Origin of the sequence: Cupriavidus pauculus (assembly GCF_002858765.1) — a bacterium.
Taxonomy (GTDB): Bacteria; Pseudomonadota; Gammaproteobacteria; order Burkholderiales; family Burkholderiaceae; genus Cupriavidus; species Cupriavidus pauculus_B.
This window is the reverse complement of sequence record NZ_PJRP01000001.1, coordinates 546,918-569,307: the sequence shown is the minus strand read 5'-3', so window position 1 is coordinate 569,307 and position 22,390 is coordinate 546,918. Positions and strand designations below refer to the sequence as shown.

At 65.8% G+C, this 22,390-nt stretch carries 22 protein-coding genes and 1 tRNA gene; 14 read left to right on the top strand and 9 right to left on the bottom strand.

The genetic code is table 11. The features are described from left to right. Positions 1-138: 138 nt before the first annotated feature. The 7 genes from CYJ10_RS02600 to pth all read left to right on the top strand — a co-directional run bounded on the left by CYJ10_RS02600 (position 139) and on the right by pth (position 6,320). Positions 139-1,959, top strand: a complete 1,821-nt coding sequence (locus CYJ10_RS02600) for a tetratricopeptide repeat protein (RefSeq protein WP_257992128.1) — start codon at positions 139-141, stop codon at positions 1,957-1,959. A gap of 189 nt (positions 1,960-2,148) precedes the next feature. Beyond that, complete coding sequence (gene lolB / locus CYJ10_RS02595; protein ID WP_101679988.1) at positions 2,149-2,763, top strand: lipoprotein insertase outer membrane protein LolB; 615 nt, start codon at positions 2,149-2,151, stop codon at positions 2,761-2,763. An 8-nt stretch (positions 2,764-2,771) separates the two neighbouring features. Beyond that, entirely contained in the window at positions 2,772-3,650 is an 879-nt protein-coding gene (gene ispE, locus CYJ10_RS02590; protein ID WP_101680391.1) for a 4-(cytidine 5'-diphospho)-2-C-methyl-D-erythritol kinase, read from the top strand. A gap of 66 nt (positions 3,651-3,716) precedes the next feature. Next, positions 3,717-3,793, top strand: a tRNA-Gln gene (locus CYJ10_RS02585). A gap of 94 nt (positions 3,794-3,887) precedes the next feature. After that, positions 3,888-4,841, top strand: coding sequence for a ribose-phosphate pyrophosphokinase (locus CYJ10_RS02580; RefSeq protein ID WP_066739710.1), 954 nt, complete (start codon positions 3,888-3,890; stop codon positions 4,839-4,841). Between the two features lie 164 nt (positions 4,842-5,005). Then, on the top strand, positions 5,006-5,620 hold the full coding sequence (locus CYJ10_RS02575) for a 50S ribosomal protein L25/general stress protein Ctc (RefSeq protein WP_101679987.1): 615 nt from the start codon (positions 5,006-5,008) through the stop codon (positions 5,618-5,620). 103 nt (positions 5,621-5,723) lie between these two features. After that, positions 5,724-6,320 carry an aminoacyl-tRNA hydrolase gene (gene pth / locus CYJ10_RS02570; protein ID WP_101680390.1) on the top strand — a complete coding sequence of 199 codons (597 nt, stop codon included), beginning with the start codon at positions 5,724-5,726 and terminating at the stop codon, positions 6,318-6,320. 119 nt (positions 6,321-6,439) lie between these two features. On the opposite strand, the gene CYJ10_RS02565 is transcribed toward pth, so the two are convergent. From CYJ10_RS02565 to CYJ10_RS02545, 5 genes are all read right to left on the bottom strand, one after another. Continuing rightward, entirely contained in the window at positions 6,440-6,700 is a 261-nt protein-coding gene (locus tag CYJ10_RS02565; protein ID WP_101679986.1) for a YfhL family 4Fe-4S dicluster ferredoxin, read from the bottom strand. Positions 6,701-6,767: 67 nt separating this feature from the next. Then, positions 6,768-7,253, bottom strand: a complete 486-nt coding sequence (coaD, locus tag CYJ10_RS02560; RefSeq protein ID WP_101679985.1) for a pantetheine-phosphate adenylyltransferase — start codon at positions 7,251-7,253, stop codon at positions 6,768-6,770. Between the two features lie 237 nt (positions 7,254-7,490). Beyond that, on the bottom strand, positions 7,491-8,123 hold the full coding sequence (gene rsmD, locus CYJ10_RS02555; protein ID WP_180862825.1) for a 16S rRNA (guanine(966)-N(2))-methyltransferase RsmD: 633 nt from the start codon (positions 8,121-8,123) through the stop codon (positions 7,491-7,493). A gap of 73 nt (positions 8,124-8,196) precedes the next feature. Next, the gene (locus CYJ10_RS02550) at positions 8,197-9,561 is read right to left on the bottom strand and encodes a M16 family metallopeptidase (RefSeq protein ID WP_101679983.1); all 1,365 of its coding nucleotides are present in this window, start codon (positions 9,559-9,561) and stop codon (positions 8,197-8,199) included. 22 nt (positions 9,562-9,583) lie between these two features. Further along, positions 9,584-11,119, bottom strand: coding sequence for a M16 family metallopeptidase (locus CYJ10_RS02545; RefSeq protein ID WP_101679982.1), 1,536 nt, complete (start codon positions 11,117-11,119; stop codon positions 9,584-9,586). 60 nt (positions 11,120-11,179) lie between these two features. On the opposite strand from CYJ10_RS02545, the gene ftsY reads away from it, so the two are divergent. Continuing rightward, on the top strand, positions 11,180-12,451 hold the full coding sequence (gene ftsY, locus CYJ10_RS02540; protein ID WP_101679981.1) for a signal recognition particle-docking protein FtsY: 1,272 nt from the start codon (positions 11,180-11,182) through the stop codon (positions 12,449-12,451). A gap of 99 nt (positions 12,452-12,550) precedes the next feature. On the opposite strand, the gene maiA is transcribed toward ftsY, so the two are convergent. After that, complete coding sequence (gene maiA, locus CYJ10_RS02535) at positions 12,551-13,198, bottom strand: maleylacetoacetate isomerase (RefSeq protein WP_101679980.1); 648 nt, start codon at positions 13,196-13,198, stop codon at positions 12,551-12,553. A 4-nt stretch (positions 13,199-13,202) separates the two neighbouring features. Next, positions 13,203-13,904, bottom strand: a complete 702-nt coding sequence (locus CYJ10_RS02530; protein ID WP_101679979.1) for a fumarylacetoacetate hydrolase family protein — start codon at positions 13,902-13,904, stop codon at positions 13,203-13,205. 176 nt (positions 13,905-14,080) lie between these two features. Between CYJ10_RS02530 and CYJ10_RS02525 the strand changes: the two genes are divergently transcribed. The 5 genes from CYJ10_RS02525 to ybiB all read left to right on the top strand — a co-directional run bounded on the left by CYJ10_RS02525 (position 14,081) and on the right by ybiB (position 19,431). Then, on the top strand, positions 14,081-14,716 hold the full coding sequence (locus tag CYJ10_RS02525; RefSeq protein ID WP_101679978.1) for an ANTAR domain-containing response regulator: 636 nt from the start codon (positions 14,081-14,083) through the stop codon (positions 14,714-14,716). A gap of 563 nt (positions 14,717-15,279) precedes the next feature. Next, positions 15,280-16,590: a CmpA/NrtA family ABC transporter substrate-binding protein gene (locus CYJ10_RS02520; protein WP_101679977.1), complete on the top strand. Its 1,311-nt coding sequence runs from the start codon at positions 15,280-15,282 to the stop codon at positions 16,588-16,590. A gap of 101 nt (positions 16,591-16,691) precedes the next feature. Beyond that, positions 16,692-17,561 (top strand): nitrate ABC transporter permease, encoded by an 870-nt coding sequence (ntrB, locus tag CYJ10_RS02515; RefSeq protein WP_101679976.1) that lies wholly within the window; start codon positions 16,692-16,694, stop codon positions 17,559-17,561. Between the two features lie 13 nt (positions 17,562-17,574). After that, positions 17,575-18,378 (top strand): ABC transporter ATP-binding protein, encoded by an 804-nt coding sequence (locus CYJ10_RS02510; RefSeq protein ID WP_101679975.1) that lies wholly within the window; start codon positions 17,575-17,577, stop codon positions 18,376-18,378. 63 nt (positions 18,379-18,441) lie between these two features. Next, positions 18,442-19,431 (top strand): DNA-binding protein YbiB, encoded by a 990-nt coding sequence (gene ybiB, locus CYJ10_RS02505; protein WP_101680389.1) that lies wholly within the window; start codon positions 18,442-18,444, stop codon positions 19,429-19,431. A 49-nt stretch (positions 19,432-19,480) separates the two neighbouring features. Here ybiB and CYJ10_RS02500 read toward each other — a convergent pair whose 3' ends face one another. After that, positions 19,481-20,353: a pirin family protein gene (locus CYJ10_RS02500; RefSeq protein ID WP_101679974.1), complete on the bottom strand. Its 873-nt coding sequence runs from the start codon at positions 20,351-20,353 to the stop codon at positions 19,481-19,483. Between the two features lie 355 nt (positions 20,354-20,708). On the opposite strand from CYJ10_RS02500, the gene rpoH reads away from it, so the two are divergent. Next, the gene (rpoH, locus tag CYJ10_RS02495; protein WP_101679973.1) at positions 20,709-21,644 is read left to right on the top strand and encodes an RNA polymerase sigma factor RpoH; all 936 of its coding nucleotides are present in this window, start codon (positions 20,709-20,711) and stop codon (positions 21,642-21,644) included. 108 nt (positions 21,645-21,752) lie between these two features. Here rpoH and CYJ10_RS02490 read toward each other — a convergent pair whose 3' ends face one another. Further along, positions 21,753-22,367, bottom strand: coding sequence for an SCO family protein (locus CYJ10_RS02490; RefSeq protein ID WP_101679972.1), 615 nt, complete (start codon positions 22,365-22,367; stop codon positions 21,753-21,755). Positions 22,368-22,390: the final 23 nt, after the last annotated feature.

Genomic DNA, 22,390 nt, shown 5'->3' with positions numbered 1-22,390 from the left:
CGCCCCGCGAGGCAAGCAGCGCATTGTAGCGGCAGGCTACAATGCCCCCATCCATTCCCACGCCCCGTGCGCCGGAGCTTTGCTTTCATGCCGGACCAAATCTTGCCCTCTCAAGCCATGCGCCCGGAACCCATCCCGATGAACACATTCCGTTTCCGTCGCCATGCGCGCGCCCTGGGCGTGGCCGCGTGCCTGGCGCTTGCTTCGCTGGCCCACGCCGCCCCGGCAACGGTGGCGCAGAACGATGACGAAGTCATCGAAGTGCCAGGGCCGTCAGCCAATGCCAAGGGCGCGCGGACGCCGCTGCCGAATGTCGCGCTGACACCGGAAATCCTCTACCGCGTGCTGGCGGCCGAGATATCGCTGCAGCGCGGGCTGGTGGGACCGGCCTACCGCACGTACATGGACCTGGCTCGGGAAACGCGGGATCCGCGCCTGGCGCAACGGGCGACCGAAATCGCCTTCAATGCGCGCGTCGCGCAGCAGGCCCTGGACGCGGCGCGCCTCTGGGCCGAACTGGCCCCGAAATCGCCCGCCGCACGCCAGGTGCTGTCGACACTACTGGTCCTGAACGGACGCTGGGAAGATGCCGAGCCGCTGCTCGTCCAGCAACTGGCAGCGGCCCCGGCCAACCATCGCGGCGAAGCCATCCTGCTGTTGCAACAGCAGATGGCACGCACCAGTGACCCTACCGGCGCGGTGGGCGTGCTCCAGCGCATCACCGCCAATGACGCAAAGCTGGCGGAAACGCACCTGGCGCTGGCGCGTGCCCGCGAAGCTGCCGGCGACAATGCCGGCGCGCTGGCCGAGCTGGACCAGGCGCTGCGCGTCAAGCCCGACCTGGAACCCGCCGCGCTGATGTCGGCCGAACTCCAGGCCGAGTCGGCCACCGACAAATCCATCGAGGTACTCAAGCGCTTTTTGGCCAAATCGCCATCGTCGGTCAACGGTCACATCACGCTGGCGCGCCTGTATCTGCAGAAGAACGACATGGAGGCCGCGCGCGCCGAATTCGAGGTGCTGCGCAAGGTGGCCCCGAACGATCCGCGCGTGCCGTTGGCGCTGGGCCTGACCAGCCTGCAGGCCCGCAGCTACGACGAAGCCGAACGCTATCTGAAGGAATACCTGCAGATGGCCGAGAAGTCGCCGGCTGCCAATCCCGACGTGGCATACCAGTACCTGGCCCAGATCGCCGAAGAAAAGAAGGATTACGCGGCGGCCATCGGATGGCTCGACAAGATCGAGGACGGCCGCCTGGCCATCGCGGCGCAGGCCAAGCGCGGCCAGCTGCTGGCGCGCATGGGCAAGCTCGACGACGCCCAGGCCGTGTTCGGCGATCTGCTGGCCGATGCCGAGGATATTTCCGATCCGGTGCAGCGCGCCCAGCGCATGACCGCGATCCGCCAGGCCGAAGTGGGCGCACTGCTCGAAGTCAAGGCCTACGATCGCGCGCGCAAGGTGCTGAACGAACGCGTGAAGGTTGAGCCCGACAACGCGGACTGGCTCTATGAGCTGGCCATGCTCGACGAGCGCGAGAAGCGCTACGACAGCATGGAGCGCGGCCTGCGCAAGGTCATCGCGCTGCAGCCCGAGCAGAAGCAGGGCTACAACGCGCTTGGCTATTCGCTGGCCGATCGTAATGAGCGCCTGCCCGAGGCACGCAAGCTGCTGGAGCGCGCGTCGGAACTGGGCCCGGACGATCCGTACATCATGGACAGCCTGGCGTGGGTGAAATATCGCCAGGGAGAACTGCAGCCGGCCGCCGACCTGCTGCGGACCGCCTACAGCAAGGCCCCCGAGGCCGAGATCGGCGCGCACCTGGGTGAGGTACTCTGGCAACTGGGCCAGCACGAGGAAGCACGCAAGACGTGGACCGAGGCTGCCAAGGTGGAGCCCGAGAACACCACGCTGATCGACACGCTGCGGCGCTACAACCAGAGCGTGTCGCTGTCCAAGTAGATCGCATCGCGTAACATGACCAGCCGCCCGGGCCTTGCGCCCGGGCGCTGCTTTCTGACGATCCACCCGGCGCCGCCGGCTTGAACCGCCGCATGGACCCGTCGCGTTGATCGCCCCAGCCGGCGCGCCAACCGCCGCCTTGTGTCGCCAGCAAACATTCAACGCCACCCAACTTTCGCCATCTTGCACATGCTCCGATCCCGACGCCTGGCCCTGCTCTGCGTGGCCGCTCCGCTCTGGCTTGCCGCGTGCAGCACCATCACGCCATCCCGCAGTTTCGACGCTGACGAGTCGGCGCGCAGCGAGCACTACAGCGGACGCTTTGCCGCCAACTACACCCGCTACGGCCGCAGCGAGGGCGTGCAAGGCAGCTTCCGCTGGCAGGAACAGGGCCGCAACGTGCGGCTGGACCTGATCTCGCCGCTGGGCCAGACGCTGGCCGTGGTCACCAGCACGCCGTCCGGCGCCACGCTCGACCTGCCCAACGAAAAGCCGCGCAACGCACCCGAGGTGGACAGCCTGATGGAGCAGGCGCTGGGCTTTTCGCTGCCGGTCGCGGGCATGCGTGACTGGCTGCATGCGCGGCCCGCGCCGGGCGCGCCGTCCAGCGTGACGCGCGACGCGAACGGGCGGCCCGACACGCTGAAGCAGAATGGCTGGACCGTACGCTACGTGGCCTGGCAAGAAGCTTCCGAAGGCACCCCCACCCCATCGGCCCAACCGCGCCGCATCGACATGGCCCGCGACGGCAACGAAGCGCCGCTGTCCGTGCGGCTGGTGATTGATCCCAAATCCGAACAATGACGCAAGCCATGACCGCAGGCACCGCCCTGCCGCCCGCCGAACTGCGCGATTGCCCCGCGCCGGCCAAGCTCAACCTTTTCCTGCATGTGACGGGCCGCCGCCCTGACGGCTACCACACGCTGCAAACGGTGTTCCAGTTGATCGACTGGTCGGACACCCTGCACTTTCGCCGCCGCGACGACGGCGTGATCGCACGGGTCACGGACATCCCCGGTGTACCCGCCGACACCGATCTCGTGGTGCGCGCGGCACGCGCGCTGCAGCAGGCCTGCGGCACGCGGTTCGGCGCGGACATCGCCATCGACAAGATCCTGCCGATGGGCGGCGGGATCGGTGGCGGATCGTCAGACGCCGCCACCACGCTGCTGGCCTTGAACCATCTCTGGGGCGCTGGCGTGGCGCGTGCCGAACTGATGCGCATCGGCCTGACGCTGGGTGCGGACGTACCCGTTTTCGTGTTCGGCCAGAATGCATTCGCCGAAGGCGTGGGCGAGGAACTGACGGCGGTAGATCTGCCCGAAAGCTGGTTCGTGGTCATCCATCCGCGCCAGCATGTACCGACTGCAGCAATTTTTTCAGATGAGCGCTTGACAAGGGATTCCCCGATCTCTATAGTTGCGGACTTCGCTGCTTGCACAAACAAATTCGCTTTCGGTCGCAACGACTTGCAAGCGATAGCAACAGCGAAGTTCGGCGAAGTTGCCCGAGCCCTTGAATGGCTGAGACAATACAGTCCGCATGCAAGGATGACCGGTTCCGGAGCCTGCGTATTTGCCCGTTTCGACGACGAGCAGCGTGCGCAGGAGGTGATGGAAAGGTTGCCGTCCGATTGGGATGGCAGGTGTGTGAAAAGTTTGGCTCACCACCCGCTCGCAGCATTCGCATAGCAAGTTTTTCGTTTGGCGAAGTCCTGAAGTAAAGTTCGGTTCGGCGACAGACGATAAAGGTTGTGTAGGGGAGTCGCCAAGTTGGTCAAGGCACCGGATTTTGATTCCGGCATTCGAAGGTTCGAATCCTTCTTCCCCTGCCATTACTTCCTATAGTGTCCAAACGGACATGCAGAAATCGCTACCGGCGCTGGCCGGTGGCACAAAGCTCCCCCAGCAGCAAGACAGGTGCCCCGAATGAGCGTCGAAGGCTTGATGGTATTTACCGGCAACGCCAACCCTAAACTCGCGGAGGCTGTCGTACAGCACCTCGGCATTCCGCTGGGCAAGGCCCTGGTTGGCCGTTTCTCCGACGGTGAAGTTCAGGTCGAAATCCAGGAAAATGTTCGCGGCAAGCACGTCATCGTGCTGCAGTCCACCTGCGCGCCGACTAACGACAACCTGATGGAACTGATGGTGATGGTCGACGCGCTCAAGCGCGCCTCGGCACGCAGCATCACCGCCGCCATGCCTTACTTTGGCTATGCGCGCCAAGATCGCCGTCCGCGTTCCGCCCGCGTGGCCATCTCGGCCAAGATCGTGGCCAACATGCTCGAAGTCGCCGGTGTGGACCGCGTCCTGACGATGGACCTGCACGCCGACCAGATCCAGGGCTTCTTCGATATCCCCGTCGACAACATCTACGCTTCGCCGGTTCTGCTGGGCGACCTGCGTGAGAAGAGCTACGGCGACCTGCTGGTCGTTTCGCCCGACGTCGGCGGCGTGGTGCGCGCCCGTGCGCTGGCCAAGCAGCTCGACTGCGATCTGGCCATCATCGACAAGCGTCGTCCCAAGGCCAACGTGTCCGAGGTGATGAACATCATCGGTGAAGTGGCCGGCCGCAACTGCGTGATCATGGACGACATGATCGATACCGGCGGCACGCTGTGCAAGGCTGCCCAGGTGCTGAAGGAACGTGGCGCGCTGAAGGTGTTTGCCTACTGTACGCATCCGGTGCTGTCGGGCGGTGCCGCTGCCCGCATCGCAGCTTCGGAACTGGACGAAGTGGTGGTCTGCGACACGATCCCGCTGTCCGACGAAGCCCGCCAGTCCGGCAAGATCCGCCAGGTTTCGACCGCCCCGCTGCTGGCCGAGACCTTCACCCGGATCGTCAAGGGTGACTCGATCATGTCGCTGTTTGCCGACCACTGATCGGTAAACAAGCGCAGGACGGGCAAAAGCCTGCTAGAATTTTGGGTTTACCGCATTGGCCACCTCAGGGTGGCCAATGCGATTCGTGCGGTACGGTTTGAATGCCGTATCGTCAGTCGAGGCTGTCTGGTCGCGGACAGCCTTCTTCACATCTGGAGTTGAACATGAAAGTAGTCGCTTTCGAGCGTAGCGTACAGGGAACGGGTGCGAGCCGCCGCCTGCGCAATTCGGGCAAGACCCCCGGCATCATCTACGGCGGCGCCGCCGAGCCGAAGATGATCGAACTGGATCACAACGCACTGTGGCACGCCCTGAAGAAGGAAGCGTTCCACTCGTCGATCCTGGATCTGGAAGTGGCTGGCAAGGCTGAAAAGGCCCTGCTGCGCGCATTCCAGATGCACCCGTTCAAGCCGATGGTGCTGCACGTTGACTTCCAGCGCGTGTCGGCCACGGAAAAGATCCACGTGAAGGTGCCCCTGCACTTCATGAACCAGGAATCCGCTCCTGGCGTGAAGCTGGGCCACGGCATCGTGAACCACATCCTGAACGACCTGGAAGTGTCGTGCCTGCCGGCCGACCTGCCCGAGTTCATCGAAGTGGATCTGGCTGCAGCCGAACTGAACCAGACCATCCACCTGTCGGACCTGAAGCTGCCGAAGGGCGTGACCGCGATCACCCACGGTGACGACAACCCCGCAGTGGCCAACATCTCGCTGCCGGCTGGTGCCCAGTCGGCCGAAGCCTCTGAAGGTGGCGAAGGCGAAACGCCGGCTGCCTAAGCTGCCCGCGCTTCACGAAAAGACCGCCGGTTCGCCGGCGGTTTTTTTTCGTACGCCGTTTTCGCGTATCCTTTCACGCCTGCTTTTTCGCTTTCTTCAGCCCATGATCAAGCTCATCGTCGGCCTCGGCAATCCCGGGGCGGAATACGAGGCCACGCGCCATAACGCCGGTTTCTGGCTGGTCGACCAGCTCGCCCGTGTGGGCGGCACCACGCTGCGCGTGGAAGGCCGCTTCCACGGCCTGGCCGGCCGCGCACGGCTGTGGGACCAGGACATCTGGCTGCTCAAGCCGTCCACGTTCATGAACCGCTCGGGCCTGTCCGTGGTGTCGCTGGCGCGCTTTTACAAGATACTGCCCGACGAGATCGTGGTGGCGCACGACGAGATGGACCTGCCGGCAGGCTCGGTCAAGCTCAAGCGCGGTGGCGGCTCGGGTGGCCACAATGGCCTGAAGGATATCTCCGCCCACCTGACCACGCAGGACTACTGGCGCCTGCGCCTGGGCGTGGGCCATCCACGCAACGCCCCGGGCGCTTCAGCCGGCGGACGCGAGGATGTGGTGAATTTTGTGCTGAAACCGCCACGCAAGGAAGAACAGCAGGCCATCGACGAAGCGATCGACCGCTGCATGGGCCCGCTCGGCGTTCTGGCGCGTGGCGAGAGCGAGCGCGCGATGATGGAGCTGCATACCGGCCGCTAGGCCACGCACGGCACGTCGCCATGAAAAAACCCCGCCGGCCTTGCGGTCGTGCGGGGTTTTTCGTTTCTGCTTGTCTGCTTTGTGGGGCCGGAACGAAGTGGCCGGATGTGTCTCCGGCTTCAGGCCGCATGCTTGGCCGCTGTGAGCAGCCGGTAGCGTTGCATCAGCACCTCGTGCGATTCGATGCGGTTCGGATCCTTCGGAATGCAGGCCACAGGACAGACCTGCTGGCATTGCGGTTCATCGAAGTGGCCGACGCATTCGGTGCACTTGTTGGGGTCGATCTCATAGATCTCGGGCCCCATCGAGATGGCTTCGTTCGGGCACTCGGGTTCACAAACGTCGCAATTGATGCAGTCGTCGGTGATCAGTAGCGCCATGATGGTTCCTTCCAGCGACCCCACCCGCGCCCGGACTGGCCACGTCGGCGGAATCGAAGCCCGTATTTTATTCCGGTTTGCCGATCTTCTCCTGAAGCCAGCGCTCCACGGAGGGGAAGACAAACTTGCTGACATCGCCACCGAGCACGGCGATCTCGCGTACGAACGTGCCGGAGATGAACTGGTACTGGTCCGACGGCGTCAGGAACATCGTCTCGACATCGGGCAGCAGATAGCGGTTCATGCCGGCCATCTGGAATTCATACTCGAAGTCCGACACCGCGCGCAGGCCCCTTACGATCACGCGCGCGCTGTTCTTTCGCACGAAATCCTTGAGCAGGCCCGAAAAGCCTTCGACCCGGACGTTCGGATAGTGGCCCAGCACTTCACGGGCAATGCCGATACGCTCTTCGAGCGAGAAGAACGGGCGCTTGTTGGGGCTGTGCGCCACGCCGACCACGAGTTCGTCGAAGATATTCGACGCACGACGGACGAGATCCTCGTGTCCCCGGGTCATGGGATCAAAAGTACCGGGATAGACGGCGACGACCATGTTTCCTCCTTTGGGGCTGCCCGTTGCCGGCCCGCGATACCGGGGCCGCTCTCGAATACTGCCTGCGTGACGGGCGTTGGACAAACAACAGCGGCGTAGTGTAACCCCAAACGCAGCTTTTGGAAGTCCGCCCGGACGGCTTTTTGCCGCATTGCAGCAGGCCCGCAAACGCTTGCCCGGCGCGGCAAACCGCCTGGCAGTCGTCATATGACCCGCGTCATCCGACGACGCTGGTTCCTAGTCCGCCCCGTTGCCGGCGCGGTGCTGCAGCAGGTGAAAATGCACGGCGCCGGCGCGCGCCTGGCGGATGATCTCCAGCGAGGCCGGCACCGGTGCATCTGCACCGATCAGCGCCTTGTCCGACTCGACATAGACCACGCCGCCCGGCCGTGTCAGGCGCGCCGCGTGCTCCAGCGCGGGGCCGATCCAGTCCTCGGCAAACGGCGGATCCAGGAAGACCACGTCAAAGCCGCTGGCCGGCATCTGCGCCGCCGCCGCGAAGGCGTCGGCCTGGACGACCCGCACCTGCGACGCGTCGAGCTTGTACTGGTTGTCGCGCAGCTGCTTGGCCACGCGGGGATTGGCTTCGACCATCGTCACCGCCGCCGCGCCGCGCGATGCGGCCTCGAATCCCAGCGCGCCCGATCCAGCGAACAGGTCCAGACAAACCAGGCCGGTCAGGTCCTGGCCCAGCCAGTTGAACAGGGTTTCCCGGACACGGTCAGGCGTGGGGCGCAACCCTTCGGCTTCCAGCACCGGCAGCAGCGAACGTTTCCAGCGACCGCCGATGATGCGCACCTGGGTCGGTGCCTGGCGGGACAGAGAAGTTCGCCCGCGCGGTGCGGGCGAAGGTCGGGATTGCGGATTCATGCCGTGATTGTAGAGCCTGCCAAGCCCCGGCACAGTGCCACGGCGTGTGCTGCCCCACAACCAGGCCGAAGAATCACTTTTCCGGGCCGCCGACGATGACCGTGGCCATGGCGTCCGGATGGACGTGGCGCTGGAAGGCGGCACGCACCTGATCGCGCGTGACCTTGTTGATCTGCGCGGTCCACGTATCCAGATAGTTAAGCGGCAGGCCGTACCAGCCAATGTTGGCCACATTGGTCAGCAGCTTGCGGTTGCTGTCGATACGCAGCGGGAAGCCGTTGACCAGGTTGTCCTTGGCGGCCTTCAGTTCGGCATCGGTCGGGCCCTGGGCCACATACTGGGCCAGGATCTGACGTACCAGCCCCAGCGCCTCGTTGGTGTTTTCCTTCTTGGTCTGCAGCGTGATGCTGAACGGCCCCGGCTGCTTGGACGGCGCGAAATAGCTGTCCACGCCATAGGTGAGCCCACGCTTCTCGCGCACCTGATCGGTCAGGCGCGAGCTGAAGCCACCGCCGCCCAGCACGTAGTTGCCCACCAGCAGCGCAAAGTAATCGGGGTCGCCGCGCGCGATGGCCGGCGCGCCAATGGCCACGCTGGCTTGCTGCGCCGGGTGCCGAATGCGCTTCTCGCTGGCCGGAATCGTCATTTGCACGTCGGGCAGCTTCGGCGCCGCAGTGCCCTCGGGCAGGCCACGCGTCAGGTCTTCGGCAATCTGCTCGGCCTGCTTGCGGTCGATGGCACCGATCAAGGTCACGACCGCACGCTTGGCCGTGTAGTTGTCGCGCCAGAACTTCAGCAGGTCATCGCGCGTGATCGAACCCACCGATTCCGGTGTGGCCGAAACGCCATATGGATGGGTGGGGTAGATCGCCTTCGACAGCGTCTTGTCGGCGATCACGCCGGGGCGGGTATCCCCCTCGCGGATGGCGGTAATCAGGCGCTGCTTCTCGCGGGCCACCACAGCGTCGGGATAGGCCGGCGCCTTGATCAGCTGCCCGGCCAGCCGCAGTGACTGCTCACGTTCCGACGGCGCCGTCAGCGTACGCAAGCCGATGCCGCCCCGGTCGCCGCCGGCAGCGCCGCCAAAATCGGCGCCGGTATCGGCAAAGGCGTCGGCAACCTGCGCCTCGTTGCGCGCGGGCTGGCCATCCTGCGCGTTGGCGCCCTTGTCGAGCAGCGCCGCGGTCAGCGTGGCCAGGCCGGACTTGCCGGGCGGGTCATAGCGGCTGCCGGCGTCGAAGTCGATATTGACGTCGAGCATCGGGATCGACGGGCTCGGCACGAAAAACACCTTGGCGCCGGTGGATGCCGTCCAGCTTTCGATGGGAATGGCGGCCTGGGCAACGGAACCGGCCAGCAGCGCGGCCGCCCCGCAAGCGGCGCCGGCCAGGCGGCGCAACACTCGCGGGGACGCAATCGTCATGACGGACAGGGACATTGTTTCTCCTTGGACGCTGTCCTCAGTGACGCAGCCCTTCGGGGGCGGCTGTCTTGGGCTTGTTGGGGTCGATCGGCTGCGGCAGCAGCGTGGCCACGGTCAGGTTGTCGTCGCTGAAATACTTGGCGGCAACCGCCTGCACCTGGGCCGGGGTGACTTCCTTGATCTTGTCGAGCATGCGGTCGATCTGGCGCCACGAGATGTTCGAGATCTCGGCCACGCCGATTTCCATGCCCTGCCCGAACACCGAATCGCGCTTGTAGATCTGTCCGGCCACGACCTGCGCCTTGACCCGCTTGAGCTCTTCCTCGGACACCCCGTTCTTCGCGATGCGCTGCAGTTCCTCGCGCAGCGCCTTCTCGATTTCCTCGGTGGTGTGGCCGCTGGCGGGCGTGCCGTCGAGCACGAACAGCGATTCGTTGCGGTTGATGCTGTCGTAGCCCACGTTGACGTCGTCGGCCAGTCGCTGCTCGCGCACCAGTTCGCGCGTCAGGCGGGCGTTATCGTAGCCATTCAGCACGGCCGACAGCACCTCCAGCGCGTACGGATCGACGTCCTTTTCCACGTCATACAGGCGCGGCACCTTGTAGGCCAGCACGATGTACGGGTTCTCGGCCGGCGCCTTGACCCAGATCCGCTTGATGCCCTGCTGGGCCGCTTCCAGTTGCGTCTTGCGAAGCGGCAGCGGGCGCGCCTTGAGCTTGCCGTAGTAGCGCTCGGCCATCGCCCGCACCTCGTCGGCCTTCACGTCGCCCGTGACCACCAGCAGCGCGTTGTTCGGCACGTACCAGGTCTTGTACCAGTCCTGCACGTCTTCCACGCGCATGTTGACCAGGTCGTCCATCCAGCCGATCACCGGATGCCGGTACGGCATGGCCGTGTAGACCGTGGCCAGCAGCTGTTCGTAGACCTTGCCGCGCGGGGAATCGTCGGTCCGCAGGCGGCGCTCTTCCATCACCACCTTCATCTCGCGGTCGAACTCTTCCTTCTTGATGATGAGGTTGGCCATGCGGTCGGCCTCGAGCTCCATCATCTTCGGCAGGTACTGCTTGGCGATCTGCTGGTAGTAGAGCGTGAAGTCGCGGTTGGTCAGCGCATTCTCGCGGCCGCCCAGCAAGGCGATCTGCCGCGAGAACTCGCCGATCGGCACCTTGGGCGTGCCCTTGAACATCATGTGTTCGAGCATGTGGGCCACGCCGGTGGTGCCGCTGACTTCGTCGCTGCCGCCCGCCCGGTAGTAGATCTGGTGCGCCACCGTGGGCGCGCGATGGTCTTCCTTGACGATCACGCGCATGCCGTTGGACAGCCGGAATTCCGTGGTGCCGGCCTCCGTCTGGCCCACCTGGCCGGCCGTGGCCATGCCTGAAGGCGGCCCCTGCGGGGTAGTCGCCCTGGCGGTCTCGCCCCTGGCCTGCGCCCAGGCGGTGCCGGCCAGCGGGCCGGCCAGCGAAGCGACGATCAGGGTGGATAGAAGGCGCCGCGAGAATCGGGCGGTGCCGGTGGACGGCGATGCAATGCGGGCGGCGCCCGCTCCGGACAAGTCAGCGCAATGGTTCATGCGACCCCGTCTGCTAGAATTTTGGCGATTGATTCTACCGGGGTATTGACCCCTTTCCCAATGTTTAGTTTCTGGAAGAAGCGCAAGGCCGAGCCGGCTCCCGCGTCCGTCGAGCCGCCGGCGGCTGCACCTTCGCCCGCACCCGCGCCCGCGCCGGCCCCCGCGCCCGCACCGATTCCCGCCCCGACCCCGGCTCCGGCACCCGCGCCGGTGCCTGTCCCCGTGCCGGTGCCGGTCCCAGCGCCGGCTCCCGTTCCCGCGCCGGCTCCCGTTTCAACGCCAGCGCCTGTCCCTGCGCCCACCCCGGCGCCCGTACCGGTCCCCGTGCCCGTGCCGGCCCAGGTACCGCCGCCCCCGCCTGCTCCGGTTGCCTACGAACCGCCCGTGGTCGAGGAAATGGAACTGGTGCCACCGCCCGCGCAAACCGCCGAGGCCAAGCGCGGCTGGATGTCGCGCCTGAAGGCCGGCCTGTCGAAGACCAGCCGCAACATCGGCGTGCTGTTTGTCGGCGTGAAGGTGGACGAGGCCCTGTTCGAGGAGCTGGAAACCGCGCTACTGATGTCGGATGCCGGCGTCGAGGCCACCGAATACCTGCTGGGCGAACTGCGCCGCCGCGTCAAGAGCGATCGCATCGAGACGGCCGACGGCGTCAAGGCGGCGCTGAAGGACCTGCTGGTGCAGCTGCTCAAGCCGCTGGAAAAGACCATGGAGCTGGGCCGCGAACAGCCGATGGTCATGATGATCGCCGGCGTGAACGGCGCGGGCAAGACCACCAGCATCGGCAAGCTCTGCAAGCACTTCCAGAGCTACCACCAGTCGGTACTGCTGGCCGCCGGCGACACGTTCCGCGCCGCCGCGCGCGAACAGCTGACCATCTGGGGCGAGCGTAACAACGTGACCGTGGTGGCCCAGGAAAGTGGCGACCCGGCCGCCGTGATCTTCGACGCCGTGAATGCCGCCCGCGCCCGCAAGATCGACATCGTGATGGCCGACACCGCCGGCCGCCTGCCCACGCAGCTGCACCTGATGGAAGAACTCAAGAAGGTCAAGCGCGTGATCGGCAAGGCCATGCCCACGGCCCCGCACGAGTGCCTGCTGGTCATCGACGCCGACACGGGCCAGAACGCCCTGGCGCAAACCCGCGCCTTCGACGACGCGCTGGGCCTGACCGGCCTGATCGTGACCAAGCTCGACGGCACGGCCAAGGGCGGCATCCTTGCCGCCATCGCCCGCCAGCGCCCGGTGCCGGTGTACTTCATCGGCGTGGGCGAGAAGGTGGAAGACCTGCAGCCGTTCAGCGCCGAGGAGTTTGCGGAAGCGCTGCTGGGGTAAGCGCCCCGGCTGGCCCTCGCAAAGGGCGACACGCCCAAAGAAAAACCCCGGCTTTGACGCCGGGGTTTTTGCTTTCTGGCCAGGCACCGCCTGCCGTGTCTACTCGCTATCCGGCTGCACGCCCGGTGCGGTCTTCTGGAACGCGTCCAGTTCCATGCAGTTGGCGTGGATCTGCGAGATGGTCGGGAACGGGGTCAGGTCCACGTTGAACCGCTGGGAATTGAACACCTGCGGCACCAGACACAGGTCCACCAGCGTCGGCGTATCGCCAAACGCGTAGCAGCCCACACGGCCCAGTTGCCGCAGGTTCACCTCCAGCGACGCAAACCCCTGCTCGATCCAGTGTCGGTACCAGGCGTCCTTGGCTTCCTCAGACACCTTGAGCTCGTGCTTCAGGTACTTCAGCACGCGCAGGTTGTTCAGCGGATGGATCTCGCAGGCGATTTCCTGGGCCAGGCCGCGCACCACGGCGCGCTCGAACGGGTCTTTCGGCAGCAGCGCGGGCTCGGGATGGGTATCGTCGAGGTACTCGATGATGGCCATCGACTGGATCAGCGGACGGCCGTCGACCACCAGCGTCGGCACCACGCCGTCGGCGTTCAGCGCGCGGTACTCGGGCTTCAGCTGCATGCCGCCTTCCTTGAGCAGATGCACGCCCTTGTAGTCGTAAGGCAGGCCCTTCAGGTTCAGGGCGATGCGTACGCGGAACGAGGCCGAGCTGCGGAAGTAGCTGTGGAGCGCGAGCATGGCGTCAGACCACCTTGATGGTCAGGTCGCCCACGCCGGCCACGTGGCACTGCATGACGTCGCCCTTGACCACCGGGCCCACACCTTCGGGCGTGCCGCTGTAGATCAGGTCGCCAGGCTGCAGTTCAAACAGCTTCGACAGGTACGACACCATTTCGGGCACCGACCAGATCAGGTCCGACAGGTCGCCGCGCTGCTTTTCCACGCCGTTCACGGCCAGCGTCACGGCGCCCTTTTCCGGGTGACCGATGGCGGACACCGGCACGATCGGGCCGATCGGCGCCGACTTGTCGAACGCCTTGCCGGTTTCCCAGGGGCGGCCGGTCTTCTTCGACTCGTTCTGCAGGTCGCGGCGCGTCATGTCCAGGCCGATGGCGTAGCCGTAGACGTGGCTGGCGGCCTGTTCCACGGGGATGTCCTTACCGCCCGTGCCCATGGCCACGACCAGTTCCACCTCGTAGTGGCAGTTGCCGGTGCCCGGGGGGTACGGGAACGTGCCTTCGGTGTTATCGGCCACGTAGCTGACCGCGTCAGACGGCTTGCAGAAGAAGAACGGCGGTTCGCGGTCGGGATCCGAGCCCATTTCACGCGCATGCGCGGCATAATTGCGGCCCACGCAATACACCCGGCGCACGGGGAAGCTTGCGCTGCTGCCACGGACCGGCACCCCGACGGGGGCCTGCGGGGCGAATACGAACTCGGTCATTCAAACTCTCCTGCTTTCTCTTTTTGATGGAATGCCGCGCCAGTGCATTCGGCGTGCCCCGGTTTCGGAAATCGGGGGCGCGGCAGGGGCAAAGCATACACCCGGCGTACGGTGGCATACAGTGGAAGCAACCCCGGCGCGAATCTTGCATATTGCACTGCAACCAAGCGACCGCCATGAACCGCCGCACCTCGCCCCCCCCTGTCAGTCCACCGCCGGCCGCAGGCTCCCGCACCCTGAGCATCCTGCTGGTGCGCGACCCGCACGACGCCGATCCGCTCAATGTGGAGACAATCCGCGCCGGATTGGCGCAGGCCGGCTTCACGACGGTGCAGACCGTCGACGCCGACCTGCGGCTGCCCGACGTCATCGCGGCCACGCTGCCTGACCTGGTGATCATCGCGTCCGAATCGGCCGCCCGCGACACCATCGAGCATGTCTGCGTCTCCACCCAGCACGCCCCGCGCCCGATCGTGCTGTTTACGGATAACGACGACGCCCTGCGCATCAAGGCCGCGCTGTCGGCCGGCATCACTGCGTATATCGTCGACGGCCTGCGCGCCGAGCGCGTCAAGACCGTGCTGGACGTGGCCTATGCGCGGTTCGAGCTCGACCAGCAGCTGCGCGCCGAACTGGATGCCACCAAGCTCAAGCTGGCCGAGCGCAAGACCGTGGAACGCGCCAAGGGGCTGCTGATGGAGTCGCGCGGCATCACCGAGGACGACGCCTACAAGCGCCTGCGGTCGATGGCGATGGAGCGCGGCATCAAGCTCGTGGAAGCCGCCCAGCGCGTGATCGACGTGATGGGCTGACGTCCGCGACGCCCGCCCTCCCCTGCGACGCCCGCCTTCGGCCCCCTCTCAGACCCCTCTCAGACCCCTCTCACACCCCCCTCGGACCCGCACGCCACCCTGGCGCCATCCTCACGCCAGCCCGGTGCATGCACGGGCCTGGCGCTGCACCACTCCCGCCGCCTGCCCACCCAAGGCTGCACCACTCCCGCCGGCCGCCCCGTTCCCGCCCCTTCCCGCACGATTTCGAGCTGCCCGTCCGCCCCGCCGGTCCGCGCAGGCCGGCGCCGCGTGCACCGTCGCCATGCGCGGCGCCTCCGCTTGGTGAAAAGCGCCGCTGGCCATACGGTTTTGTGCACCGCAACGAGCATGGCACGGCGCTTGCGTTATCGCTGGCAAGGCCAACGACGGCCGGCATCACCCAGCATCACCGGCATCACCGGCATCACTCACAACATGCATGCCCGCGCGCCAACGACGGCGCGCGCGGCATCGGACAACGGCGTCCTGCACCGCACCCTCCGGCTTCTGGCGAATCCTGGGGCTGCGGTCGGGACGCCTTTTTTCTTCTCGGAGCCATCGCAATGCCCTCTCGCCTCAAGATTGCCAAGCCCAACGTCGCCGACAACGCCGCCGCCGACCGCGCGCCCGCCAGCCACGGCCGCCGCCGCGCGCTGGCCACCATTGCCGGCGCCAGCGTGATGACGCTGGTCGACCCGCTGGTGCGCAGCGGCGCCTGGGCAGCCGGCTCCGACGCGCCCGAGAAGGCCGAGGTCAAGATCGGCTTCATCCCCCTGACCGACTGCGCGTCGGTGGTCATGGCGTCGACGCTGGGGCTGGACAAGAAGTACGGCATCAAGATCACCCCGAGCAAGGAAGCGTCGTGGGCGGCCGTGCGCGACAAGCTGGTCAACGGCGAGCTCGATGCCGCGCACGTGCTGTACGGGCTGATCTACGGCGTGCAGCTCGGCATCGGCGGGCCCAAGAAGGACATGGCGGTGCTGATGAACCTGAACCACAACGGCCAGGCCATCACGCTGTCGCAGAAGCTGGCCGAAAAGGGCGTCAAGGATGGCGCCACGCTGAAGGCGCTGATGACCCGAGAAAAGCGCGAATACGTGTTCGCGCAGACCTTCCCCACCGGCACGCACGCCATGTGGCTCTACTACTGGCTGGCCGCCAACGGCATCAATCCGATGCAGGACGCCAAGGCCATTACCGTGCCGCCGCCGCAGATGGTGGCCAACATGCGCGTGGGCAACATGGACGGCTACTGCGTGGGCGAACCGTGGGGCGCCCGCGCCATCGCCGACAAGATCGGCTTCACGGCCGAAACCACCCAGGCCATCTGGAAGGACCACCCCGAGAAGGTGCTCGGCACCACATCGGATTTCGTCCAGAAAAATCCGAACACGGCCCGCGCGATGGTGGCGGCCATCCTGGAGGCGTCGAAGTTCATCGACGCATCGGCCTCGAACCGCCGCAAGACCGCCGAGACCATCGCGGCCAAGTCCTACGTCAACACCGACATGGACATCATCCTGGACCGCATGCTGGGCCGCTACACCAATGGCCTGGGCAAGACCTGGGACGACCCCGATTCGATGAAGTTCTACCAGGACGGGCTGGCCAACTACCCGTTCCTGTCCGACGGCATGTGGTTCCTGACGCAGCAGAAGCGCTGGGGCCTGCTGAAGGACCACCCCGACTACCTGGCCGTGGCCAGGCAGGTGAACCGCATCGACGTGTTCAAGCAGGCCGCGGCTGCCGCGCAGGTGCCGCTGCCCAAGAGCGACTTCCGCACCGCAAAGCTGATCGACGGCGTGACCTGGGACGCCACCAAGGACCCGAAGGCATACGCCGACGGCTTCAAGATCAAGGCCGGCGCGCTCTGATCCCCCACGCGTTCTTCGCGACCTGATCGCCCTTTGGAAAGGAGCCTGCCGTGAATGCCATCGCCCCTGCCGTTACCCCCACCTCTCCGCAAGGAGCCGCCATGGATGCCGATGTCCTCGATACGGAAGCCAAGGAACATACGCGCCGCCGCGCCCAGGAGATTGCCGCCCAGGCGAAGCAGGCCGCGCGGCGCGAGGCCGTTGCCGGCGTCGTGCTCAAGTGCGTGCCGCCGCTGGCCGGCTTCGTGCTGTTCCTGCTGGTCTGGCACGGTATCGCCACGCTGATCCCGGCGCTGCCCACACCGGGTGCCACGTGGAATGCCGCCGTGCCGCTGTTTGCCGATCCGTTCTATCGCAACGGGCCGAACGACCAGGGCGTTGGCTGGAACATTCTGGCGTCGCTGGCGCGCGTGGCGGCGGGCTTCGGCCTGGCGGCAGTGGTCGGCATCCCGGCCGGCTTCCTGCTGGGGCGCTTCGCGTTCCTGAACGCGATGGCGGCGCCGGTCATCAGCCTGCTGCGGCCGGTGTCGCCGCTGGCCTGGCTGCCCATCGGCCTGCTGCTGTTCAAGGCGGCCAATCCGGCCGCGATTTGGGCCATCTTCATCTGCTCGATCTGGCCAATGATCATCAACACGGCAGTGGGCGTGACCCGCGTGCCGCAGGATTACCTGAACGTGGCCCGCGTGCTCGACCTGTCCGAATGGAAGATCTTCCGCAGCGTGCTGTTCCCGGCCGTGCTGCCGTACATGCTGACCGGCGTGCGGCTGTCCATCGGCACCGCGTGGCTGGTGATCGTGGCCGCCGAGATGCTGACCGGCGGCACGGGCATCGGCTTCTGGCTGTGGGACGAGTGGAACAACCTGAAGGTCGAGCACATCGTCATCGCCATCTTCATCATCGGCGCGGTGGGCCTGGTGCTGGAGCACCTGCTGCTGGCCCTGGCGCGCCGCTTCAGCTACGGCAACACCTGATCGGAGCCCCGTCATGGAAAAATTCGTCAGCATCGAAAACGTCGGCCAGACGTTCAAGACGCGCAAGGGCCCGTTCGTGGCATTGCGCGACATCAACCTGTCGATTGCCGAAGGCGAGTTCATCACGCTGATCGGGCATTCGGGCTGCGGCAAGTCCACGCTGCTGAACCTGATCGCCGGCCTGACCACGCCAACCACCGGCGCGCTGATTTGCGCCGGGCGCGAGATCGCCGGCCCCGGGCCGGAGCGCGCCGTGGTCTTCCAGAACCATTCACTGCTGCCGTGGCTGACGTGCTTCGAGAACGTCCACCTGGGCGTGGAGCGGGTGTTTGGCGCGGCGGAGAACAAGGCACAGCTAAAGGCCCGCACGCACGACACGCTGGCGCTGGTGGGCCTGACCCACGCCGAAAGCAAGTATCCACACGAGATTTCGGGCGGCATGAAGCAGCGCGTGGGCATTGCCCGGGCGCTGGCGATGCAGCCCAAGGTGCTGCTGATGGACGAGCCGTTCGGCGCGCTCGATGCGCTGACCCGCGCCCATCTGCAGGACGAACTGATCAAGATCGTGGCGCGCACGAAGAGCACCGTCGTCATGGTCACGCACGACGTGGACGAGGCAGTGCTGCTGGCCGACCGCATCGTCATGATGACCAATGGCCCGGCGGCGACGATCGGCGAGGTCCTGAGCGTCGATATCCCGCGCCCGCGTGACCGCGTGGCGCTGGCCGACGACAAGACCTACCACGCCCGCCGGACGGCCGTGCTGGATTTCCTGTACCGCAAGCAGCGCAACCCGGCGCTGCAAGAGGCCGCCTGAGCCTTTCGCCGGCGGAATCGTGGGGCTATCATGAACCCCACCCCCACGATTCCGGCAGTCATCATGACCACTGCAGCAGATTCGCCATTTTCGGCGGCAAAGTACATCAAGGAAATTGGCCGCGGCGTCAACGGCGCCCGCGCGCTGCCGCGCGAGGATGCCCAGGCGTTGTTCGACGCCATGCTGGCGGGCCGCATTTCCGATATCGAACTGGGCGCCGTGCTGATGGCGTACCGCATCAAGGGTGAGGCCCCGCACGAACTGGCCGGCATGCTGGAGGCCGCGCACCAGCATTGCCAGCCGCTGGCGGCGCCGCCGGACAAGCCCGTGGTGGTGATCCCCAGCTACAACGGCGCGCGCAAGCAGCCCAATCTGGTGCCGCTACTGGCAATGCTGCTGGCGCGCGATGGCGTGCCCACGCTGGTGCATGGCGTGCGCGGGTTTCAGGGCCGCGTCACCAGCCTGGCCCTGTTCGACGCACTGGGCGTGCCGCTGTGCGCCACCACCCAGTCGGCGCAGGACCAACTGCGCGCGGCATCGAACCCGCTGGCCGTGTTGCCCATCGACGTGCTGTCGCCCGCGCTGTCCACCCTGCTCGACAAGCGCGCCATCATCGGCCTGCGCAATTCGTCGCACACCATCGTCAAGATGCTGCAGCCGGTGGGCGCCCACACGCCGGCCGAAGCCCTGCGCCTGTACAGCTACACCCACCCCGAGTACCGCGAAACGCTGACCGACTATTTCTCGCACGAGCCGGCCAACGTGCTGCTGGGCCGTGGCACCGAGGGCGAAGTCGTGGCCGATGCCCGCCGCAGCACGCGCATCGACTGGCTGCACGATGGCCATCAGCGCACGATGGTTGACCCGGTGGGCGGTTCCATCGCCGAAGTGCCGGCGCTGCCGGCCGGCACCGATGTGGCCGACACGGCGGCCTGGATCCGCAAGGTGCTCGATGGCGCGGAGCCGGTGCCCGCCCCCATCGCCACCCAGATCGCCACCATCAAGGAATGCCTGCAGCAGGCCACACGTGTGGCCTGGGCCAATCCGGTCTGATCGTCCGATCCTCTGAAAGGCGGCCGGCGGAGGTTGGCTGGCCTGCGACCTAGCGTCGCACCGGCAGCGGGATCCGCTCGGTTTCGCCGGGCACGTGCGGGAACTGGTCGTCCTGCCAGCGCTGGCTGGCTTCCTCGATGGCTTCCTTGCTGCTGGCCACGAAGTTCCAGAAGATAAAGCGCCGGCCGTCGGTCGGGTCGCCGCCAAGCAGCATCACACGCGACGGGATGGTCGCCGTGATCGTCACCGGCTCGCCCGGCGTGAGCACCACCAGATGCTCGGCGGGCAGTGTCTCTCCGTCCATTTCCAGGTTGCCGTCCACCGCATAGATCCCGCGCTGCACATGTTCCGCCGGAATCACCAGGCTGGCGCCGGCATCCATCTCGATGGCCACGTAGAGCGTGCGGCTGTACACGCGCACCGGGGATTCGGCGCCGAACGCATCGCCGGCGATCACCGTCATCCGTACGCCCGGCAGTTCCAGCTTGGGCAGCGTGGCGCTCGGATGGTGGTGGAACGACGGCGGATCGTTCTCATGGGCCTGCGGCAGCGCCACCCAGGTCTGGATGCCGTGCAGTCGCGGGCCGGCCTCGCGCGCGGCGTCCGGCGAGCGTTCCGAATGGACGATGCCCGTGCCGGCCGTCATCCAGTTCACATCCCCGGGGCTGATCACCTGCTCGCTGCCCAGGCTGTCCCGGTGCATGATCTCGCCCTCGAAAAGGTACGTCACCGTGGCCAGGCCGATATGTGGATGTGGACGCACATCCATGCCCTGCCCCGGCGCCATCTCCACCGGGCCCATGTGATCGAAGAAAATGAACGGCCCCACGGTCTGGGTCGTGGCGGCGGGCAGCAGGCGGCGTACGGTGAACTCGCCGATATCCCGCACATGCGGTTTCAGCAAGTGTTCGATAGCAGACATGGAAACTTCTCCAAGGAATGGTGCAATGCGGCTGGAAAACAACTTCAGTGTAGCGAATCCCGCAATTCACCATCCCGAAATTGCAGTGAATTCGTCGGAAACCGATTGACCAACGCGTCCTCTAATATTTCTATCGGGAGCACGCTACCCGCCAGGCCTTGTGGGGACTGGGATGGGGCCGGGAGATTCAGGCTATCGGATAGCTATCGAAATACCGGTGACGATGTTACGGAACTATCAACCCCATAGACCTTCTAACTTAGCACTCGTCCGGTTCGAGTGCTAATATGCGTTGCAATGCGGTGTCCTTCCGGGACACACCGGCAACCCACCGCCGGATGCGAAAGGAGTCATAGTGAACGCAGTCCTGTCTGCCGATCAAACCCAAGTTTCTCGCCGTCTGCCGACGGCGCCCCAGAGTGCTGCCGCGAACAGCCTTGCGCTGACGTTTCCGGGCACGCTGGGCAATCTGGATAGCTATATCCAGGCGATCCATCGCATTCCTCTGCTAACCCCCGAGGAAGAGTTGAGCCTGGCCCGCGACCTGCGCGACAACGAATCCGTCGATGCCGCCCGCCGCATGGTGATGTCTCACCTGCGCCTAGTCGTGTCGATTGCCCGCCAGTACCTGGGCTACGGTCTGCCGCACGCCGACCTGATCCAGGAAGGCAATATCGGCCTGATGAAGGCCGTGAAGCGCTTCGACCCCGAGCAAGGCGTGCGCCTGGTGTCGTACGCGATGCACTGGATCAAGGCCGAGATCCACGAATACGTGCTGAAGAACTGGCGCATGGTCAAGGTGGCCACCACCAAGGCCCAGCGCAAGCTGTTCTTCAACCTGCGCAGCCACAAGCAGGGGGCGCATACCTTCACGCCCGAGCAGATCGAGGCCGTTGCGCGCGAGCTGAACGTGAAGCCCGAGGAAGTGATGGAGATGGAAACCCGCATGTCGGGTGGCGATCTGGCGCTGGAAGGCCAGGTCGACGATGGCGAGGAAGAATTCGCCCCCATCGCCTACCTTGCGGACAACCACAACGAGCCGACCAAGGTCATCGAGGCCAAGCACAACGACCGTCTGCAGGTCGAAGGCCTGGAAGAGGCGCTGGGCAAGCTCGACCCGCGCAGCCGCCGCATCATCGAGGCGCGCTGGCTGGACGTCAACGACGACGGCTCGGGCGGCTCCACGCTGCATGAGCTGGCCGCCGAATTCGGCGTGTCGGCCGAGCGGATCCGCCAGATCGAGGCGGCCGCGATGAAGAAGATGAAGGGTGCGCTGGCGGCATTCGCCTGATCCACGCGCCTGCGGCAACGCGAAATGTAAAAGGCCGGTCAGGACTTGACCGGCCTTTTTGTTTGCCTGGGCACCCCGGCATCGCTGCCAGGGCCGCCCTCACGTCCCTCAGGACATCAGCGCCTTCAGGTCATGCGCGATGGGCTCCGGGCCCTGGCCGTGGCGGATGAACAGTCGCAACTGGCCGCTCTGGTCGAATACGTAGCTGCCCGCCGAGTGATCCATCGTGTAGTTGTTCGGCGATGAGCCCGGCACCTTGGCGTAGTACACCTTGAAGTCCTTGGTCACCTGCTTGAGCGCGGCTTCGTCAGCCGGGCGCAGGCCCAGGAAGCGCGCGTCGAAGGCCGGTACGTACTGGCCCAGCAGCGTGCCGGTATCGCGGTCAGGGTCCACCGTCACGAACAGCACCTGCACCTTGTCGGCGTCGGGGCCCAGTTGCTCCATCACCTGCTTGAGTTCGACCATCGTGGTCGGGCAAACGTCCGGGCAATGCGTGTAACCGAAGAACATCAGCACCACCTTGCCCTTGAAGTCGCCCAGCGTGCGGGTCTTGCCCGTGGGGTCCTGCAGCGCGAAGTCCTTGCCGAACTCACTGGCGCCCGAGATATCGACGTTCTTGAACGACGGCTTCGGCTGCCCGCAGGCGGCCAGGAGCCCAGTGCAGACAGCAAGCAGGAAAAAGCGGCGGAATGTGGCGAAAAAGCCAGAGGCGGAGTTCGGCATGCGTCGGAGCGATGGGAAGCAAG

Excerpts from the sequence above, each read along its gene's own strand:
- CYJ10_RS02600 (WP_257992128.1), top strand. The coding sequence starts at position 139 with ATGAACACATTCCGTTTCCGTCGCCATGCGCGCGCCCTGGGCGTGGCC.
- lolB (WP_101679988.1), top strand. The coding sequence starts at position 2,149 with ATGCTCCGATCCCGACGCCTGGCCCTGCTCTGCGTGGCCGCTCCGCTC.
- ispE (WP_101680391.1), top strand. The coding sequence starts at position 2,772 with ATGACCGCAGGCACCGCCCTGCCGCCCGCCGAACTGCGCGATTGCCCC.
- CYJ10_RS02580 (WP_066739710.1), top strand. The coding sequence starts at position 3,888 with ATGAGCGTCGAAGGCTTGATGGTATTTACCGGCAACGCCAACCCTAAA.
- CYJ10_RS02575 (WP_101679987.1), top strand. The coding sequence starts at position 5,006 with ATGAAAGTAGTCGCTTTCGAGCGTAGCGTACAGGGAACGGGTGCGAGC.
- pth (WP_101680390.1), top strand. The coding sequence starts at position 5,724 with ATGATCAAGCTCATCGTCGGCCTCGGCAATCCCGGGGCGGAATACGAG.
- CYJ10_RS02565 (WP_101679986.1), bottom strand. The coding sequence starts at position 6,700 with ATGGCGCTACTGATCACCGACGACTGCATCAATTGCGACGTTTGTGAA.
- coaD (WP_101679985.1), bottom strand. The coding sequence starts at position 7,253 with ATGGTCGTCGCCGTCTATCCCGGTACTTTTGATCCCATGACCCGGGGA.
- rsmD (WP_180862825.1), bottom strand. The coding sequence starts at position 8,123 with ATGAATCCGCAATCCCGACCTTCGCCCGCACCGCGCGGGCGAACTTCT.
- CYJ10_RS02550 (WP_101679983.1), bottom strand. The coding sequence starts at position 9,561 with ATGTCCCTGTCCGTCATGACGATTGCGTCCCCGCGAGTGTTGCGCCGC.
- CYJ10_RS02545 (WP_101679982.1), bottom strand. The coding sequence starts at position 11,119 with ATGAACCATTGCGCTGACTTGTCCGGAGCGGGCGCCGCCCGCATTGCA.
- ftsY (WP_101679981.1), top strand. The coding sequence starts at position 11,180 with ATGTTTAGTTTCTGGAAGAAGCGCAAGGCCGAGCCGGCTCCCGCGTCC.
- maiA (WP_101679980.1), bottom strand. The coding sequence starts at position 13,198 with ATGCTCGCGCTCCACAGCTACTTCCGCAGCTCGGCCTCGTTCCGCGTA.
- CYJ10_RS02530 (WP_101679979.1), bottom strand. The coding sequence starts at position 13,904 with ATGACCGAGTTCGTATTCGCCCCGCAGGCCCCCGTCGGGGTGCCGGTC.
- CYJ10_RS02525 (WP_101679978.1), top strand. The coding sequence starts at position 14,081 with ATGAACCGCCGCACCTCGCCCCCCCCTGTCAGTCCACCGCCGGCCGCA.
- CYJ10_RS02520 (WP_101679977.1), top strand. The coding sequence starts at position 15,280 with ATGCCCTCTCGCCTCAAGATTGCCAAGCCCAACGTCGCCGACAACGCC.
- ntrB (WP_101679976.1), top strand. The coding sequence starts at position 16,692 with ATGGATGCCGATGTCCTCGATACGGAAGCCAAGGAACATACGCGCCGC.
- CYJ10_RS02510 (WP_101679975.1), top strand. The coding sequence starts at position 17,575 with ATGGAAAAATTCGTCAGCATCGAAAACGTCGGCCAGACGTTCAAGACG.
- ybiB (WP_101680389.1), top strand. The coding sequence starts at position 18,442 with ATGACCACTGCAGCAGATTCGCCATTTTCGGCGGCAAAGTACATCAAG.
- CYJ10_RS02500 (WP_101679974.1), bottom strand. The coding sequence starts at position 20,353 with ATGTCTGCTATCGAACACTTGCTGAAACCGCATGTGCGGGATATCGGC.
- CYJ10_RS02490 (WP_101679972.1), bottom strand. The coding sequence starts at position 22,367 with ATGCCGAACTCCGCCTCTGGCTTTTTCGCCACATTCCGCCGCTTTTTC.